Below are 17556 nucleotides of genomic sequence, written 5' to 3' on the forward strand. Positions count from 1 at the left end.
TCCCATTGACAGCATCGGAATTCATGAGGTAATTATAGAATTACCTCTTTCTTAATCTAGAAACAAAGCCCCTAAATTCTTAAAATCAAAGCGCAAAGGTATGGGAATACCTTTGGTGTGATTAAACTCTGTATGAGTTAGAATCGCACCTTTCCAGGTAACATCCTGGACATTGGAACGGGTGAAATCGGCCTCGCGTAAATTGGCATCACTTAAATCAGCGCGGTAAAGATTGGCCTTAGAAAGATTAGCTCGACACAGCAGAGATTCACTTAAAAAGGCTCGCTCTAAGTCAGCTTGAAATAACTCGGCTGCGGTTAAATTTGCCTGATTTAAGAACGCTTGAGTTAAATCCACAGCCACCAAGTTAGCATGAGAAAAATCAACTTGATTCAAGAATGCACCCATTAAATTACTCTCAAACAAATTAGCATGGGATAAATTAGCTTGAGTAAAAAAAGATTGACTTAAATCACTTCGTCTTAACATCCCATAACTCAAATTCACCCGTCTGAGATTAGCTTGATTGAGTAATGATCCACTCAAATTAGCATGACTTAAATCTGAATCACTTAAATTAATTCCACTCAGACATGCATGGCGAACCATCGCTCCTTTTAAATCAGCTTTACTCAAAAATGCCCCACTTAAATTAACTTCTTCTAAATGGGTTCCACTCCAATTAATGCCATTAAAATTCCCTTCTTTTAAGGTTGCTCCCCTGAGATCCGGTACAATTTCAGGATGACTCTTGCGCCAAGCATTCCAAGTGTCTATTCCTTCATGAAGTAAAGCGAAATGTTCTTGATTGGCCATAACAGGGATGACAGATGAACTAAGGAGTAGATGGATTTTCTTGCAGGTGTACTTTCCTACGGATTGTGAGAAGGTCAGGTTGTATAGGAACCTAAAGGCTTGCCAGATGAGAGGTCTTTATTTTAAATGAGAGGAGGTTGGTTTTTGAATCTCATTTCTCAAGGGTGGGGTTTATGGGCCCCGAATGTAAGATTTAACTGTTTGTCCTGTTGCCGATCGCTGAGGGAGGGTCTGTGACTAATTGTCCTGTTTGTGGTACAGAGTATATTGAAGGAACCACGAAACTCTGTAAAACCTGTGGTTGGGATTTAACCCCAGAGTCTATTCCCGACCAAGTACTACAAGTCCTCCTGCAACGAGAACGCCTACGTTTAGCCTGGGCTAAAGGGGTTTGGGCTAGGGCTAGGGAATTAGCCTCGCGAGTGAGGTTACAGTCAAAACTGGGGGAAGTACAGTCTCAGTTAGAGTTAGCCACCCAAGAGCGATCGCTGCTTCAAAGTCAACTGTCTCAAGTATATTCTCAAATAGAGGAAATTAGTCCAGCCCAACTCCAGGCGTTGTTAGTCAATCAGACGGATGGGGGAGAAACGCTGATGGAGTTGCAGCAAACTCAAACCCGGTTGCAACAGGAACTAAGCCAAACTCAAGAGTTACTGGAATTAGCCCAATCTCAAATTGGCTCAGATGGGTTAGATTTAATCATTGGAGCACTACAAGATCCATCTATTCCAGTTAAGCGAGCAGCTTATTTATTACTCAAGCGGAGTGGATCTGTGAAAGCACGAGAAGCGCTAGAAGCCTTTAAGCTGGAGAGTTATCAGCTTTTTTCTTGTGTGTATACTGGGGAACATGACGGGCCAGTACGGGCGATCGCCGTTTCTAGTGATGGCCAATGGGTGGCAAGTGGCAGTAATGACCAAACAATTAAAGTCTGGCATGGGGAAACGGGAGAACTGGCTAGAACCCTGATGGGCCATAGTGGTTCAGTCTTATCCATCGCCATTTCTGCGGATGGAGAAATTTTAGCGAGTGGCAGTAGCGATCGCTCGATTAAGGTCTGGAATCTAAAAACAGGGGAATTGATGAGTACTCTAGCGGGCTATTCTGGAGAAGTGTGGACGGTAGCCATTACTCCCGACAATCAAATTGTGGCCGGAGGCAGTGAGGATAAGACGATTAAGCTGTGGAATTGGAAAACGGGAGAGTTAACCAGCACGTTAGCAGGCTATGCCGGAGGAGTTCGTTCGATTGCTATCAGTCGCCAAGGGGATAAAATTAGCGGGGGAAGTAACGATCAAACGATTAAGTTGTGGAATTTAGACCGCAAAGAGTTACTCTATACGTTAACTGGCCATAGCGATCGCGTCCGATCGGTTGCCATTAGTCCGGATGGTCAACGGTTAGCCAGTGGAAGTAGTGACCAGACCATTCGCTTATGGAATTTGGAAACCGGAGAAGTGGAACAAGTACTTTCAGAGCATACAGCGGCTGTAACTTCGGCGATCATTACAGCAGATAACAAGGTTCTCGCCAGTGCCAGTGATGATTGTACAGTAAAGTTATGGGATTTGCAGACAGGCAATTTATTGCAAACCTTTACCGATCATCTGAATTATGTGGTTGGGGTAGCCATCAGTGCCAACGGTGACACCATGGCCACAGGAAGTTTCGATCATACCGTGAAAATTTGGCGAGTGGTGGCTTAAAAGAGGAGAATAGTTGCCGATTGAAATGAGGGAAGAACCATAATGATTCAACAAAAGGGGCGGAGTTTAATAAAAATCTGGGCAATGCTGTTAAGTTTTGGCATGGTTTTAAATCCTCAATTGGCTTGGGGACAAGAGTTACAGGAGTTGTTTCGCCAAGCAGAAGAAGCACGGAAGGCGGGAAATTTTCAAGCGGCTGAGGAGATTTGGCGACAGGTTATTGAACAAGACCCGAATAATGCGCCCGCTTACTTGGGGCTGGGGAATCGCTTGCGAGATCAGAATAAACTAGAAGAGGCGATCGCGGCTTATGAGAAGGCGATCGAGGTCGATCCGAATTATGCTTTTGCCTATGTGGGGTTGGGGAACGCCCTACGTTCAGACGATCAGTTGGAAGCGGCTAAAACTCAATATGAACAAGCCATTGAGCTAAATCCAAATTTGCCTGGGGTGTATTGGAATTTGGGTAATGTGTTGACTGAATTGGGGAATTTAGAGCCGGCGATCGCTCAATTTCGGATTGCCCTAAAACTGAAGCCGGATTCTGTGCCGGTTTATAATGATTTGGGCGATGTATTGCTGCAATTGGGCAATGTGGAAGAGGCGATCGCCATTTATAATGAGGCCATTAACCTGGGATCGCGCTATCCGTCCACTTATGTGGGATTAGGGAATGCTCTGCAAGAAAATAATCAGCAAGAGCAGGCGATCGAAGCCTATAAAAGTGCGATACAACTTGATGATTTTGAGATCTCTGCCTATTTTGCCTTGGGCGATATTTATTATCAACAGGAAGATTGGCCGCAAGCGGTGGAAGTCTACCAAGTCGGCGTTAAGCTACAAGAAGATTATCGCGTGTATATGGCTTTGGGCTATGCTTGGCAACAGTTGGGGAAATTGCCAGAGGCGATCGCAGCCTATGAAAACGCCATTAACCAAGACCCAAATGGAGTGCAGGCCCACTACAATCTGCTCGAATCCCAACGGTTATTGGCTCTAGAAGAGACCTCTAACGCTTCAGAGGATGAAAATGAGGTTTCAGAGAACCCAGAAACCTTGTCGCCTTTAGCCCCTATTGCTCGGATTATCACCCCCATTGCTAATGGCGTGAATATTGGCACGGGTTGGGTCGTGCAACGGACGGAGGATCGGGCCTTGGTAGTCGCCAGTCGGGAGGCGATAGCCCATGCTTCTTCCTTAGAAAACGACCAGATTCAAGTAGAATTTTTCCAACCTTCAGAAGCCGAACTTCTACCCCGCTACAGCGCCAAACTCATGCATATTACCCCAGAAGAAGCGGCCACGAATTTAGTCGTTTTAGAAGTGGCCGGAATTCCGGAAACGATTCAACCCTTAGAGATCAGTACCGAATTAGGCGATCGCGACGTAGAATTAATTGGCCATCCCTTCAATGCTGACCCTTGGCAAACGGTTAGTGGAAGTTTGGATACCGATGCTCAACCCCTTGAAATTGAGGCAAATTTAACCCAAGGATATGCAGGTAGCCCCATTTTCAATCAAGATCGACAAGTCGTCGCTATCTTAGGCAATGTGGGAGAGAGTCGCACAGAACACGAAACTCTGTTTACTCCAGCCATCAGTGAAACCGGAGTTGTTTATCCCATGGACTTAATTAAGGAACAACTTGAAGCCTGGGGAGTTTGGGAAACTGAGTAATACAGGGTAAAGGGAGTAAGAAAGCTCAGATGACTAAAGGGCGATCACCCTCCCTCCTTCGCTCTGGTTAAGCTAAAATCAGATTGATCGCCTCTACCCTGTTGATTATGGCTCCAGTCTCCACCTTAGAGGAAACCCTCAAGCACTATTTTGGTTACGATCAGTTTCGTCCGGGCCAAAAGGACATTATTGAAACGACGCTGCAAAACCAGGATGTATTAGTGATTATGCCCACAGGAGGGGGAAAATCCCTCTGTTTTCAGCTTCCTGCTCTCTTGCACTCTGGGATAACGTTGGTGGTTTCTCCCCTCATTGCTTTGATGCAAGACCAGGTGGATGCGTTGCAGGATAATGGGATTGGGGCTACGTTTCTTAATAGTACCTTGAGCGCTGAAGAAGTGCGATCGCGACAAACGGCCATCCTCAACGGTAAAATCAAGCTCCTCTACATCGCTCCCGAACGCCTGATGGCCGAATGGTTTCAGCCCTTTCTGGATAGCATACAGGAAACGGTCGGGATCTCCGCATTTAGCGTTGATGAAGCCCATTGTGTCTCCGAATGGGGTCATGATTTTCGCCCCGAATATCGGCAAATGGCCCAGTTTCGGCGCTGGTATCCCCAAGTGCCTATTATTGCCCTCACTGCTACGGCAACTGACCGGGTGCGTCGAGATATTGTCCAACAACTCCATCTTCAGCATCCCTATGTGCATATAGCCAGTTTTAACCGTCCCAATCTTTTCTATGAGGTGCGGACGAAAACGCGCCAAAGTTACGCTGAACTGTTTCAAATGATTCAGTCTGGGGGGTCGGGAATTGTCTATTGTCTCAGCCGTCGTCAGGTGAATGAGTTGGCCCAACGTCTGCAAAAGGACGGAGTTTCCGCCCTTCCTTACCATGCAGGATTAGAAGATTCAGTGCGTCAAAATAACCAAAACCGGTTTATTCGGGATGATGTGCAAATTATGGTCGCTACTGTTGCCTTTGGTATGGGAATCAACAAACCCGATGTGCGATTTGTGGTGCATTACGATATTCCTCGCAGTTTAGAAAGTTACTACCAAGAAGCAGGACGCGCGGGACGAGATGGCGAAGCTGCCCGGTGTTTGATGTTTTTGAGTTATGGGGATGTGAAGCGAGTTGACTGGATTATCGAGCAGAAAACGGATGAAAATGAACAGCGTATCGCCCGTCAACAGTTACGCCAGGTGATTGATTATGCCGATGCGACGGATTGTCGTCGGTCAATTATTTTACGATATTTTGGCGAACATTTAGAGGGGAATTGCCAAGGTTGTGATAATTGTTTGAACCCGAAACCCACGCAAGATTGGACAGTTGAGGCGATGAAATTCCTCTCTTGTGTCGCTCGATGTAAAGAGCGCTTTGGCATGACCTATATTATTGATATACTCAGGGGTTCCATGAGTGAGAAAGTGTTACGCAATGGTCATGACAAACTCTCGACCCATGGTATCGGAAAAGACCGGAGCAAGGATGAATGGCGATTGTTGGGGCGATCGCTCCTCAATCAAGGTCTACTCAGTCAAACCACAGATGGTTACAGTATCCTTAAGCTCAATCCCCAAAGCTGGGCAGTTATGCGTCATCAACGGGAAGTTTTAATTGCCATTCCCCCGCAACGCAAGCAAGAACAAAAGGTTTCGTCTTTAGCCAGAGAAGCCGAGTTATTATTCCAAAACCTCAGAAAACTCCGCAAACAAGTAGCCGATGAACAAGGTGTTCCCCCCTATGTGATCTTTGCTGATTCAACTCTTATGCAAATGGCCCAACGTCGTCCTCAAAGCCTCACTGCCTTATCCCAAGTTTCTGGAGTCGGCAGTTATAAATTACGGCAATATGGGGAACGCTTTTTAGGAGAAATTTGCCAATATTGTCAGGAACAGGGATTAGTAGAATTTACAGAACCTGCGCCTCTTCCTCCCAGTAGTAATGAACCTTCAGAAACTCAAAAAGTCACTCTAGAACTCCATCAGGAAGGCTTCAGTATTAAGGAAATTGCCGATCGCCGAGAATTACGAACAACAACTATTATTAAGCATTTATCAGACTTAATTGAATTAAATCAACCCGTAGATTTAGACACCTTGGTCGAACCCGAAAGACAAGAGAAGATTATCAAAGTACTAGAAAAGCGCGGCGCAGTCTCTTTAACCTTGCTTAAAGAAGCCTTAGGAGAGTCCTATACTTATGATGAAATTCGCTTAGTGCGTGGCAAATGGCAACAAGGAATAGGGAATAGGGAATAGGGCAGAAGTGTTGAGGCTTGAGATAAAACAGTTTCTCGATTGCGGTATTCCCCATCATGACATTGTTCTGGGCTTTCACTCTCCCGTCAAGCGACCCGATACAGGGTTTGCCCTAGGATAGAGTGCCATATCAATCATCTTCTCTAATTCAGAAAATCCGGCTTGAAAAAGTGGGCAACTGGAATTTATTCAAATACGGTTTACCGTCAATCGCAATCGTGTCGTTCTCATTTTGCCAATTTGAGAACAAGAGATATAGTCAATTCGATTAAGGTTGAGACACAACAATTTATTTACAATGCCGGTATCTGTAGGGGCGAACGGCCGTTCGCCCCTACAATTATGTCTCACTGTTAACCGAATTGACTATATCTCTTGTTGAGATACAGCACTTTGCGCTGTTATGAAACACAAGTTTGAATCCTCAAAGCTATGTACCACAACCCTATTCCCTATTCCCTATTCCCCAGCGCAAAGCGCTGTATATAGCGTTCTCGTTCTACACCCAGAAGTTTTTCTGCGGTAATGTCCAGATACAATGCAATCTTCTTACTCAGGAGTTAAGCAACTTTGGGAGTCAGTATCGCGGGAGTCAGTGCTATGGTTGCGATCGCTCCACTTTTATTTTCATGAATTAGTGAACCGTCTGAGCAAATTGTCGAATAACTCATCGATTTTCTGACAATCAGAAACTAATGTCCCACGCTCATCACGAAATGTGCGATCTCGTTCGCCCTTGAATGATAGCCAATTAAAACTGGTGGTAACCGCAAAATTAGTATCTGAGATAAGGATCTTAGCATGGGTATCTCCCAAGCGTTTAAGTGTGAAGCATGTAGAGTATCGTTTTGCTAATTTTTGTAGAGCTTTTTCAACCTTAATATCTTGTGAATAACGATTTTCGTCTTTCTCTCCCAAACCATATCCAATAAAAACTTGGACTCCTCGTTTCAGTAGATTCTCAAACTCCTGAAGAAACCATCGGTTGACTGAATTAGCCCGAATCCACGGAGAAATAATCATTAAACGTTCCTGAGTGTCTTTCAAAGCCTCTTCTAGTAGAGGACGATGATCGTACATTTCTAGCAAACGTATAGGACAAGAAGAAATAACAAAATCTAGTTGAGCTTTAAGTTCTGCTATCCTTTCATCCTTTTCGTGCAATTCTTGACGTAATTCATCTTTTTCATTGACATCATCTATCCGATCTAGCTGCTCCTGTGTAGATTTTATTTGAGAGGTAACTAAAGCTACTTCCTCAGCTACATTATCTAGATCGACTAAATTCTCCAAATGATTATTTACAAAGTCGTTTCCTAAAATCTCTTTTGCAAGTTTGAGAGGCTCATTTTCCTGCAAAGCATCAAGAATCTGGCTTCTAATTTTCTTGGCTCCATTTGAACGAGCGAATGCTGCCTCATGCTTGCTTGACAGAAGACCATCAACAATAAACGTGACTTGAATTTCATCACTATCTTTTGCCTTGTACACAAGGGCAGTAGATGGCTGGAAAAATCTTTGCCTACGTTCAATTGCCTTTAACGCTAATACATCTAACCCATTGTCATTCTTATACTTCAGTCCTTTGCTATCCCCAAGAATTTCACGAATGATTTGATCGATATCCTTAATACTCAAATCAGATAATTCTGGAGGACTCTTAGGTGAAGGTTCAATTTCTAAAATTCCTTCATACCGTAAATCTTTTGGCTTTAGTAAAGCCTTCTCAAGTTGACCGTACCAACGCGGGATTCGCAGCAGTCCATCAAAATTAATATCAAAAGTCCGTTCCTCTGGAACAATGATTTTAGCTTCTTTTAAAGTCCTTTCACCCTTCTTAGTTAATTTCCATGTTTGAATCTGTGAAGCATCAGTAGCAATTAAATCTATATCTTCACTCAGTCGAAGATTTACCATTGCCTCCCTCGTTGTTGAGAGTTCCAAACCTAAGAATGCTGCGATTTCCTCCTCAGACGACAACCCAGCATCAATCGATCTTAGAACAAACTCCTCAATTGGCGGAATAGGTTTGCGAATCTGAGTGAGAACATCAACGGTAATTTTATAAACAGGCAAACCGACTTCTTGGCAACTAACTAAGTCAAAGCCAGGACGGTTATCATAGCGACGTAGATCCTCAGAAGAGATAGAAATAAACTCTGATTCCCGGTTCATAAGCTCGTCTCCACGCAAATGCAGTCTTCTGGATTTTGTTCGATGTAGTGCAAAACGTCATGTAGAGGACTATGATTCAACGATCGACAAAACTGATGATCGCCTACAATTAAAAGACCAACTCGCCCTCTGGATAAGGCAACATTCAACCTAGCTTCATCGCGTAAGAAGCCGATTTTTCCATCTTTGTTGGAGCGAGTAATAGAATAAATTAGGATATCAGCTTCACGTCCCTGAAAAGCATCAACGGTATTGCACTCAATTGCTAATGCCTGCAAGCCAGTTTGTTTTGCATCTAACCTACGCTTCAGCAATTTCAACTGTGCCGCATAACCACTTAAAACTGCTACTTTATAGTTCCTCTGGGCTTCCATACCTGCTTGGTTTAGTTGCTTTAACCATTGAAAGATGACAGTCACTTCACAGGAATTATTAAAGCTAGAATTAGCACTTTGCTCGCGACTGTTAGAAAGCTTTGATGTCGTTAACCACGTAACAGGTTTTGGTAAAACCCTACTTAAAACCTTATCGATTTCAGGGCCGCTACTTTCTAGTTTACCATCATAGAAACAGGTGCTAATGAGTTTACCAATTGGTTCTACCATTCGATGTTGAGTAGCCAGCATTTTCTGGCATCCATCCGGTAAAATTCTTAAAAGGCGATCGAACAAAGTTTCCTTAACATTGTCTGGAGTCAATTCGTATTGCTCAAGAAAACCAGTATTTCGGCTGGCTTCATCCTGAAAGGGTGGAAGTTGTTTTGGATCTCCTACTAACAGCCACTTTTTAGAACGCGACATTGGTACTAAGACTTCTGTCGCAGTTGCTTTGGAAGCCTCATCTACAATGCAAAGGTCGAATTCAGAATCGTTAATTGCCCTTGAAATGCCGATACAAGTTCCAGCAACAAGTTGCGATCGCTTAATTAATGGATCGTTAAATCGTTCATTACGACCAAATTGATCGAACCATTCTGTTTGCAGGTTTATAAGTTGCTGAAGTAATTTAGCGTTGGGTGCATTTGGATCAATCAAATTATTGCTCTGATGCTCTAGATCTACACTGGTCAATTTTAATAACTCATTAGCTTTGAGTTTAGTTATTCCCTGAAGACGCTTGACTTTTTGCTTTTGTTCATCTCGTAAAGATTTTGCCTTTTTCTGTAATTCTTCGATTTCTTCGTTTAATTGGCTAAACCCTTCTTCTTGTAGTGCTAATATTATTCGTTTTTGTTTTCCTTTCAAACTTACTAAATCAGGGTGATTTTCTCCTTTTTCTTGCGTTCGACGCTGTAGTTCCACCCTCAAATTTTCTATCTCTAGCACAATATTTTTGAGTCCCTGGAATAAGATTGCTTTCTCCAAATGTTTTTGAGATATTCCATGATTTACCGACCAAGCAGCTAGAAAATCTTGACTTTTGGCTAGTGCATCCTCGCGCCATTTCTCCATTTGCTCCTCTAAAAGTAATGAGTGAACACCTTCTGAAACTCTTTCTGGACTGCCAATTCGGATGAGTTTCAAGTTGGGATTCTTAGCTTGAATCCGTTCTAATACATTATCTAGCGCAACATGAGTCTGAGAGCTAAGTAAAATTCGTGCTTCAGGATTTTGTTGCAGTGTTTGTAGAATAACTTCCGTGATAAAAGTTGTTTTTCCCGTACCTGGTGGTCCCTGTACCAACAAGAAGTCTTGCATTGAGAGAGCAGATCTCACGACTTCCTGCTGTGATGCGTTTAAATCTTGGATAAACTGAACTTCAGACTCTAAAGTAGGAACTTTAATTTCATCAGGGTTGATTAATAGATTTCGCAAATCAGAACGAATAGCGCGATCGTATCGAATGGCATCTAAAGCACTTTTCTGTCGATTAATCGCAATTTCAGCCAATCGAGTATCGAAAGAAAGTTCACCCTGTTGAGGTAGTCGATCGGTTTGTCCGTATCTAACATATAGGTGTAATTCATCACTTATAACTTCTATAACATCTCCACCCAAAAGGCTGAACCCCTTAGAGTTTTTGACATGACGGGACTGCCCAACAATATCATCTTCAGGCAATTCTGCTAATTGAAAAATCACTCGATTACGATCAGTTTTGAAGGTAAGATATTTAAGAGATTTCTCCCTCTGCTCTTCCCAATCAGTCTTGGCTCGCAAAATATCCCACCAAACTTGAAATACCTTCTGTTTATCTTTCTCAATAACCTGCTCTTTGATATTAGACTCATGCTCAACAACTGCATCTTGTAGCTCCTGAATAATCTCTACAGCTTCATATGAATAGGTTGGAGTGCCAAACTTAAGTTGATATGGCAAACTCCATGCTAGATCTCGTCTCTGTTCCAGTTGAGAATGAGGTGTATCCCAAGCATTAAAGATAACTAGATGGTTTTTCTCTCTATCATCTACCTTTACATGATATCGATAAGAGCTACCGTAAACTTCGTAGTGATCTCCCTCAGGGTTACTATCATTATTTTTGAATTTATACGGTCGTATTCCACAATTTACTTCACCATTGAGATCGTCAAGAATAATCTTATGGATTTCATTTGCAGAATAAATACTTAGCATATCTTGCATTCTATTTAAACACTTTGAAGTTAATTTTAAGTAGCAAGATTGAACCTTAGATTGCTGATTTCGAGATCGTTTTTGCTGAATAGCGTCTATTTCTGCTAACAAGACTTCTGCATTTGGTTGCCGTTCAGCAGGATCGGTTGCAATAGACCGTTCAATAATTTCAATAATCTCAGGTGGTGCATCAAGATCAGCGATCGCCGTTTGAATACTAGCGTAGTCAACAAGGTCAATATTTGTCAGGCATTTTAGTGCAACCACCCCAAAACTAAATATATCACGGCTATACTGATAAGAACCATCATCCTCTTCTGGTGGTGTGAAGGGACGAGAAACAAATTCTCGTAATGTGACAGTCGGTTGGAAATAACTTCTAAGTTTCGAGATGCCAAAATCAGCTAACTTTATTCTGCCATCTTGCCCGACGAGAATATTGCTGGGTTTGAGATCTCGATGAACGCATTGACGCTCATGTGCAAATGCAAGGGCTGTAAGTATTGGACGAGCAAGCCTTTCCCAGTAAGAGTCCCATCCCTCTAATGGAGACTCTTTAAGAAGTCCTTCTAAATTGTTCTCCATCCATTCCAAAACAAGGAATTGTTCTTTGGTTTCTTTATCTTGCCCTGAGTCAAGAAGTTCAATAATGCTAAGGTGTTTGAGTTCTGCAAGAATTTGCTTTTCTCGTCTGAACGATTCTGATTGAACTCCTCGCTCAATTTGCCCATGTTTAAAGACTTTGACTGCTACTTGCTGACCCTCTTTTTGGGAGTCAATGGCCTTATATACGTCTGCCATTCCACCTGAACGGGGGTTAGGCAGTAGTAGGTAGCGATCGTTAATAATGCGAGGCATATTTGCGTGTTTAACTGGTTAAGTTAAGTCTTCCTCCGATCTTAGCCCAGCCCTGCATTGCTGGGGAGATTTTCCTGTGAATAGGTGATAACATTACCACTAGCAGAGGGTAGTTCAATATCTGTTTCCCTGGCGTTACAGACTTAAGCGAGAGCAGAACTGGGTGATTTTAGGGAGATCGCCACCCTCATCTATCCTACCCCTCTTCAGAATCCCACCGAGATCCAAAAGCAACTTACCAATGGGCGATCGGTAATGGTAGATTAAACCCATACTCTCTAACCATGAGGAGAAAAAATGAAACTTCGCAACCTACTCATTGGTGCTGGTGTCGCCGCCGTCGGTGGAATTGGCACAAAAATGGCCGTTGATTATTTTCGCAACCGAGGTAAAGAGGAACCTGTAGCAGGAAACCTCAATGATGATGCAGCCGCAGAAGCCGCAGAACAAGCAGCCGTAGCCCAAATGGCCTCTTACTCGTCTGGCGACCCAGTAATTCAGTATGTGAGTGTAGAACCAGAGTCTGTACAAGGCTTTTTAGATGCGAGTTTTGGTGCTCCTGGGCGCTATGTGCCCACCCGTGCCCCGAAAATCTTTGACTACCAAGACACCCAGTATATGGTGATTTGGGCTTACGATAACGACAAAGAAAAGAATCAAATGTTGGCGTTTGTCTATACCGATGCCGGGCGGCAAATGGTCGCTAGTGTAGGGTATACCGCAGATGCAACAGACTATAACATTAACCTGCAAGAAACTCCCATGGCAGTCGAAGTTAATGGCGAGCAAATCACTTCCGGTCAAGGTGAAACCGGTGGCACGGATGAAGTGGATTTCATCCTCGCAGGTTCTTAAAATATAATGTAAGGCATAAGATGTTCAGAAACCCGGCTTCTTGAAGTATCCCTTCGCCAACATCGAAAACGTCTTTATGGGTAGGTTCGGTTGAGGAATGAAACCCAACCTACCGAAAAATGACAAAGGTATTATTGAAGAAGCAGGGTTTTGCCAATAAATCGATATCAATTAACCATTTAACTTAATTATTGATTAGATTTCTGTGCTTGAAACTCAGATAACGCTTGATTCATCTGATTCACCCGCCGACACAAAATGCGAATAATATAGACCGCTACCCCTGGCGAAACTTCGATCGCTTCATACAACTGCTGCTGAGTTAACAAAAGTATCTCACATTCGTCAACTGCACGGACAGAAGCGGAGAGAGGCGCAGCATTGAAAATCGACATCTCGCCGAAAAAATCGCCCTTACCCAGTTGGGCTAACACTGCATGATCCTTAACGACTTCAACTTTCCCCGATAAAAGAATATACAGTAATCCCCCCTTTCGCCCTTCATCAAGAATCAAATGACCGGCAGGATACCATAATTCCAGTAAAGCAGCATTGAGATGTTCCAAAATTTCCTCATTCTCAATTTCCTGGAAAATGGGAACTTGCCGAACAATTGCCAAACGTTCATTGAGATCTAGCATAGAAACTTACCTTTGGTTGTTTTGAAAGGATCGATCTCGGTCGTCACAGACCGACTGATCTACAGTGACAGAAAAAATGACTCAAAAACTAGAGAGCTTGCGACCAACAATGGCTAGGTAGTCTAAGGAACGGTTATCCATATACCCTCGATGTCGGTAGGTTTGGGTCTCAACTATCTTAAAGATGTTGGGATGGTTGACCCAGGAATTTTGCTGGTGAAATCCTGCTTCACTCTCATCTTCCCAGAAATACTGAGCGACATTAAAAGCGACCCATCCCTGGGGAGTAATCTGATTAAAGATGAAACTGAATTCTTCTCCAATGTGACCTGGGGCAATGGCTGAACAACACATTAAGCAGTTGAAGTCTCGATTCGTAAATGTATTCCTACTCCCTTGATGCAAAAGATTAAACTCTCCCACATAGTAATTTTCATAAATACCAGGGTACTGACGTTGAGCTGCTTCTGCCGCTTCGGGAATTCGATCAATTCCTACAATAGATTTCACCCCTAAGTTCGCTAAAGTTTGGCCCACTAGGCCGGTTCCTGCTCCCATATCTAGCACTACCATATCTTCAATTTTACCGCCAGCTTGGGTAAATTGTTTCACCAGTAAAGAACTAAGGACGATATGGGATTGGTAGTCTAACTGATTCATCACATATTCGTAGAGAAAGTTGATTTTATAGATTTCAGAGTAGTTGTGTAGCCGAATTTTTCGCTTTTGTCCATTCTGGATTAACCAGAAAAACTCTTCATGAATGGTTAGGTCGCGGACACTTTCCACCTCTGGTAATTCTATTTCAAAATCCACGTTCTCAATGTCCATTGTTCGTGTGTGTAATAGTATAAAAGATTGGTTCGTCGGTCTTGATTAGCTATAGATAACCAGGCGATCGCCGATTCCAGACTCCGATCGCCTAACTTACCACTCGACTGAGCAGATGATATTCTGATCGGTGTAGGGTCAGCTTTATTTACAGGACAAACCGGTGCTGGACATTAAACAAATCCGAGATAATCCACAACAAGTTCAAGCCAAACTGAACAGTCGAGGGCCAGATTATGACCTCCAGACTATTTTAAACCTCGATCGCCAACAACGAGACCTAGAAACGCAACGCAGCCAACTGCAAGCGAAAAGTAACGAGATTGGCAAACAGGTGGGGCAACAGATCAAATCGGGGACTTCACCCCAATCTCCGGAAATTCAGGCGCTGAAGGAGGAAGGAAACCAAGTTAAGGCCGAACTTGCCCAACTTGAACCCCAAGAAAAAGACCTCAAAGCCCAAGTAGCCGAGTTACTCTTGCCCTTACCCAATCTTCCTGATGATTCTACCCCAGTGGGTAAGAGCGAGGAAGACAATGTGGAAGTGCGGCGCTGGGGGGATGAATATTTACCCCAGACTCCGAATATTCTCCCTCACTGGGAAATTGGGGAACAATTGGGCATCTTGAATTTTGAGCGCTCTGTGCGGATTGCCCAAAGTCGCTTTGTGACCTTAATGGGGGCTGGAGCAGCTTTAGAGCGGGCGTTAATTTCGTTTATGCTCGATCGCCATATTCAGGCCGGTTATACAGAAATTATGCCCCCCTTCCTGATTAATAGCGACTCTCTCACCGCTTCTGGGCAATTACCAAAATTCGCCGAAGAGAGCTTTAAGTGTGAAAAAGACGATCTGTGGCTCACTCCCACCGCAGAAGTCCCTATTACTAGCCTCTATCGGGATGAAATCCTTAATGCAGATGAGCTACCCCTCTATCATTGTGCCTTTACCCCCTGTTTCCGTCGGGAAGCGGGAAGCTATGGACGGGATACGCGAGGCTTAATTCGGCTGCACCAGTTTAATAAGGTAGAGATGTTTAAGTTTGTGCGTCCGGAAACCTCAGCCGAGGAGTTAGAAGCCCTGGTACAGCAGGCAGAGTCAGTTCTGCAAGCTTTGAAACTGCCCTATCGGGCGATCGCCTTATGTACCGGAGATTTAGGCTTTTCCGCCGTGAAAACCTATGATTTAGAGGTCTGGTTGCCCTCATCTGGCAAATATCGGGAAATTTCCAGTTGTTCCAACTGTGGTGATTTTCAGGCACGACGCGGTAATATTCGGTTCCGTGAGGCGAAGAAAAAAGGAACCCAATATCTCCATACTTTAAATGGATCGGGGTTGGCGATCGGGCGCACGATGGCGGCTATCTTAGAGAATTATCAACAACCCAACGGTGCGGTGACGGTTCCGGAAGTCCTGCAACCCTATTTAGGACGGGAAGTTTTGTAGGGAATTACCGCCTACAATAAGAAAATAGTGTTGTTCAGTGTTCAAGTTTATCAACTCCTATGGGTTATTTGGCAGCGATCGCAGTTCTTGTAGTTTTGATTATTGTGCATGAATTGGGCCATTTTTTGGCCGCCCGTCTACAGGGGATTCATGCCAACCGGTTTTCTTTAGGCTTTGGCCCCATCTTATGGAAATATCAGGGGCCAGAAACAGAATATGCGATTCGAGCCATCCCCCTAGGGGGGTTTGTCGGATTTCCAGATGAAGACCCCGATAGTACCATTCCCCCAGATGACCCCGATTTACTCAATAATCGTCCCTTATTAGACCGGGCGATCGTCATTAGTGCCGGGGTAATTGCCAATTTGATTTTTGCCTATCTGGTTTTGGTACTTCAGTTTGGGTTTCAAGGGGTTCCTGATGGCATTAATTATCAACCCGGAGTCTTAGTTCCTCAAGTCCTCTCCAGTGATACTCCTGCCGCCCAAGCTGGTATTCGTGTCGGAGATATTATTGTGAGTATCGATGGACAACCATTAGAGGCTTCAGAACGTGCGATTGGTGTAGTGCAAGAAACCATTCAATTGGCTCCCAACCAACCGTTAAACTTGACCGTTGAACGGGAGAATAAAATAATTCCGTTGCGAGTCACTCCTCAACCCGGGCCGGATGGAAAAGGACGGATTGGGGTACAGTTATTTCCCAATGGTACGCCCACCTATCGATCGCCTCAAAGCCCGTTTGAAGTTTTGGGTTTAGCCGCAGAGCAGTTTGAAGATATTGTGGTGCGGACGGTTCAAGGCTTCGGTCAACTGATCACCAATTTTAGCTCTATGGCGGGTCAAGTGGGTGGGCCGGTGAGAATTGTGGAGGAAGGGGCTAAGTTAGCGCGATCGGATTCCGGCAGTTTACTCTTTTTTGCTGCCATTATTAGTGTGAATTTGGCCATCTTAAATATCTTGCCCCTACCTGCCCTCGATGGGGGTCAATTGGCGTTTCTCCTAGTTGAAGGTTTGCGCGGTAAACCCCTGCCCACTAAAGTCCAAGAAAATGTCATGCAAACCGGGATTATGTTGTTATTAGGTTTGGGAATTTTCTTGATTATTCGCGATACCACCCAATTGGAGTTTATTCAACAACTTTTAGAGTAATATCAACTCAAGGAGAGTAGGGGCGATAAATTTATCGCCCCTACTCTTCAACGCTACACAGAGGGTAGTGTAATAGTGAATAGACTGCCTTGACCGAGTTGACTGGTAACCGTCAGATGACCTTGATGATGATGGGCGATCGCCCATCATCATCAAATCACCCGTATATCCCGTATCAATAACTGATCTCACTGTTTTAAAGTGTTTTAAGCAACCTTTAACCCATTCTCAACTTCCTGAGTCGGACGTAGCAATATGGCTCGACCATTCTCTTCAACAACTGCAAGAACAAGAACTTCCGACTTCACACCGGCTACTCTTTTGGGAGGGAAGTTCAGAACAGCAATAACCTGAGAATTTATTAGTTCCTCCGTTGTGTAAGTCTCACTGATTTGAGCTGAACTTTTCTTAACGCCTAATAAACCAAAGTCTATCTCAAGAATGTAGGCGGGTTTCTTAGCCTTTTCGTTCCACTTAGCTGATTTGATAGTGCCTACACGGAGGTCAATCTTCATGAAATCTTCAAAAGAAATGCATTGTGAAGTATTCATTATTT

The 17556-nt window shown here is 43.8% G+C and carries 14 protein-coding genes; 7 read left to right on the forward strand and 7 right to left on the reverse strand.

The window, feature by feature from the left end; genetic code table 11:
• Nucleotides 1-51: 51 nt before the first annotated feature.
• Nucleotides 52-816, reverse strand: coding sequence for a pentapeptide repeat-containing protein (locus J7529_RS00325; RefSeq protein ID WP_271937495.1), 765 nt, complete (start codon nucleotides 814-816; stop codon nucleotides 52-54).
• 233 nt (nucleotides 817-1049) lie between these two features.
• Between J7529_RS00325 and J7529_RS00330 the strand changes: the two genes are divergently transcribed.
• From J7529_RS00330 to J7529_RS24575, 4 genes are all read left to right on the forward strand, one after another.
• A complete protein-coding gene (locus tag J7529_RS00330) occupies nucleotides 1050-2522 on the forward strand; it encodes a WD40 repeat domain-containing protein (RefSeq protein ID WP_318727342.1) in 1473 nt (490 codons plus the stop codon).
• 42 nt (nucleotides 2523-2564) lie between these two features.
• Nucleotides 2565-4199, forward strand: coding sequence for a tetratricopeptide repeat protein (locus J7529_RS00335; protein ID WP_318727343.1), 1635 nt, complete (start codon nucleotides 2565-2567; stop codon nucleotides 4197-4199).
• 107 nt (nucleotides 4200-4306) lie between these two features.
• Nucleotides 4307-6469 carry a DNA helicase RecQ gene (gene recQ, locus J7529_RS00340; protein WP_318727344.1) on the forward strand — a complete coding sequence of 721 codons (2163 nt, stop codon included), beginning with the start codon at nucleotides 4307-4309 and terminating at the stop codon, nucleotides 6467-6469.
• A 7-nt stretch (nucleotides 6470-6476) separates the two neighbouring features.
• On the forward strand, nucleotides 6477-6590 hold the full coding sequence (locus tag J7529_RS24575) for an element excision factor XisI family protein (protein WP_413038783.1): 114 nt from the start codon (nucleotides 6477-6479) through the stop codon (nucleotides 6588-6590).
• 506 nt (nucleotides 6591-7096) lie between these two features.
• Here the strand turns inward: J7529_RS24575 and J7529_RS00345 are convergent.
• Nucleotides 7097-8644, reverse strand: coding sequence for a phospholipase D-like domain-containing protein (locus J7529_RS00345; protein WP_318727345.1), 1548 nt, complete (start codon nucleotides 8642-8644; stop codon nucleotides 7097-7099).
• Nucleotides 8641-12021: an AAA domain-containing protein gene (locus tag J7529_RS00350; protein WP_318727346.1), complete on the reverse strand. Its 3381-nt coding sequence runs from the start codon at nucleotides 12019-12021 to the stop codon at nucleotides 8641-8643. The genes J7529_RS00345 and J7529_RS00350 overlap by 4 nt, the downstream gene beginning before the upstream one ends.
• A gap of 354 nt (nucleotides 12022-12375) precedes the next feature.
• On the opposite strand from J7529_RS00350, the gene J7529_RS00355 reads away from it, so the two are divergent.
• Nucleotides 12376-12933: a hypothetical protein gene (locus J7529_RS00355; RefSeq protein ID WP_318699172.1), complete on the forward strand. Its 558-nt coding sequence runs from the start codon at nucleotides 12376-12378 to the stop codon at nucleotides 12931-12933.
• A 188-nt stretch (nucleotides 12934-13121) separates the two neighbouring features.
• Here J7529_RS00355 and J7529_RS00360 read toward each other — a convergent pair whose 3' ends face one another.
• On the reverse strand, nucleotides 13122-13574 hold the full coding sequence (locus J7529_RS00360) for a Crp/Fnr family transcriptional regulator (protein WP_271937482.1): 453 nt from the start codon (nucleotides 13572-13574) through the stop codon (nucleotides 13122-13124).
• Nucleotides 13575-13655: 81 nt separating this feature from the next.
• Nucleotides 13656-14405 (reverse strand): hypothetical protein, encoded by a 750-nt coding sequence (locus J7529_RS00365; protein ID WP_318727347.1) that lies wholly within the window; start codon nucleotides 14403-14405, stop codon nucleotides 13656-13658.
• Between the two features lie 163 nt (nucleotides 14406-14568).
• Between J7529_RS00365 and serS the strand changes: the two genes are divergently transcribed.
• On the forward strand, nucleotides 14569-15849 hold the full coding sequence (gene serS, locus J7529_RS00370; RefSeq protein WP_318727348.1) for a serine--tRNA ligase: 1281 nt from the start codon (nucleotides 14569-14571) through the stop codon (nucleotides 15847-15849).
• A gap of 59 nt (nucleotides 15850-15908) precedes the next feature.
• On the forward strand, nucleotides 15909-17000 hold the full coding sequence (gene rseP, locus J7529_RS00375) for an RIP metalloprotease RseP (protein WP_318727349.1): 1092 nt from the start codon (nucleotides 15909-15911) through the stop codon (nucleotides 16998-17000).
• Here the strand turns inward: rseP and J7529_RS00380 are convergent.
• The gene (locus tag J7529_RS00380) at nucleotides 16992-17192 is read right to left on the reverse strand and encodes a hypothetical protein (protein ID WP_318727350.1); all 201 of its coding nucleotides are present in this window, start codon (nucleotides 17190-17192) and stop codon (nucleotides 16992-16994) included. The two genes, rseP and J7529_RS00380, sit on opposite strands and share 9 nt — an antisense overlap.
• Nucleotides 17193-17206: 14 nt before the next feature.
• A complete protein-coding gene (locus J7529_RS00385; RefSeq protein ID WP_318727351.1) occupies nucleotides 17207-17551 on the reverse strand; it encodes a tRNA-binding protein in 345 nt (114 codons plus the stop codon).
• Between the last annotated feature and the right edge of the window lie 5 nt (nucleotides 17552-17556).

It is taken from the genome of Roseofilum sp. Guam (genome assembly GCF_017746735.1).
Lineage (GTDB): Bacteria > Cyanobacteriota > Cyanobacteriia > Cyanobacteriales > Desertifilaceae > Roseofilum > Roseofilum reptotaenium.

Bases quoted from the DNA above. Each gene is read 5' to 3' on its own strand.
- J7529_RS00365 (WP_318727347.1), bottom strand. From the start codon at position 14,405: ATGGACATTGAGAACGTGGATTTTGAAATAGAATTACCAGAGGTGGAA.
- J7529_RS00335 (WP_318727343.1), top strand. From the start codon at position 2,565: ATGATTCAACAAAAGGGGCGGAGTTTAATAAAAATCTGGGCAATGCTG.
- J7529_RS00385 (WP_318727351.1), bottom strand. From the start codon at position 17,551: ATGAATACTTCACAATGCATTTCTTTTGAAGATTTCATGAAGATTGAC.
- recQ (WP_318727344.1), top strand. From the start codon at position 4,307: ATGGCTCCAGTCTCCACCTTAGAGGAAACCCTCAAGCACTATTTTGGT.
- J7529_RS00360 (WP_271937482.1), bottom strand. From the start codon at position 13,574: ATGCTAGATCTCAATGAACGTTTGGCAATTGTTCGGCAAGTTCCCATT.
- J7529_RS00355 (WP_318699172.1), top strand. From the start codon at position 12,376: ATGAAACTTCGCAACCTACTCATTGGTGCTGGTGTCGCCGCCGTCGGT.
- J7529_RS00345 (WP_318727345.1), bottom strand. From the start codon at position 8,644: ATGAACCGGGAATCAGAGTTTATTTCTATCTCTTCTGAGGATCTACGT.
- rseP (WP_318727349.1), top strand. From the start codon at position 15,909: ATGGGTTATTTGGCAGCGATCGCAGTTCTTGTAGTTTTGATTATTGTG.
- J7529_RS00350 (WP_318727346.1), bottom strand. From the start codon at position 12,021: ATGGCAGACGTATATAAGGCCATTGACTCCCAAAAAGAGGGTCAGCAA.
- J7529_RS00325 (WP_271937495.1), bottom strand. From the start codon at position 816: ATGGCCAATCAAGAACATTTCGCTTTACTTCATGAAGGAATAGACACT.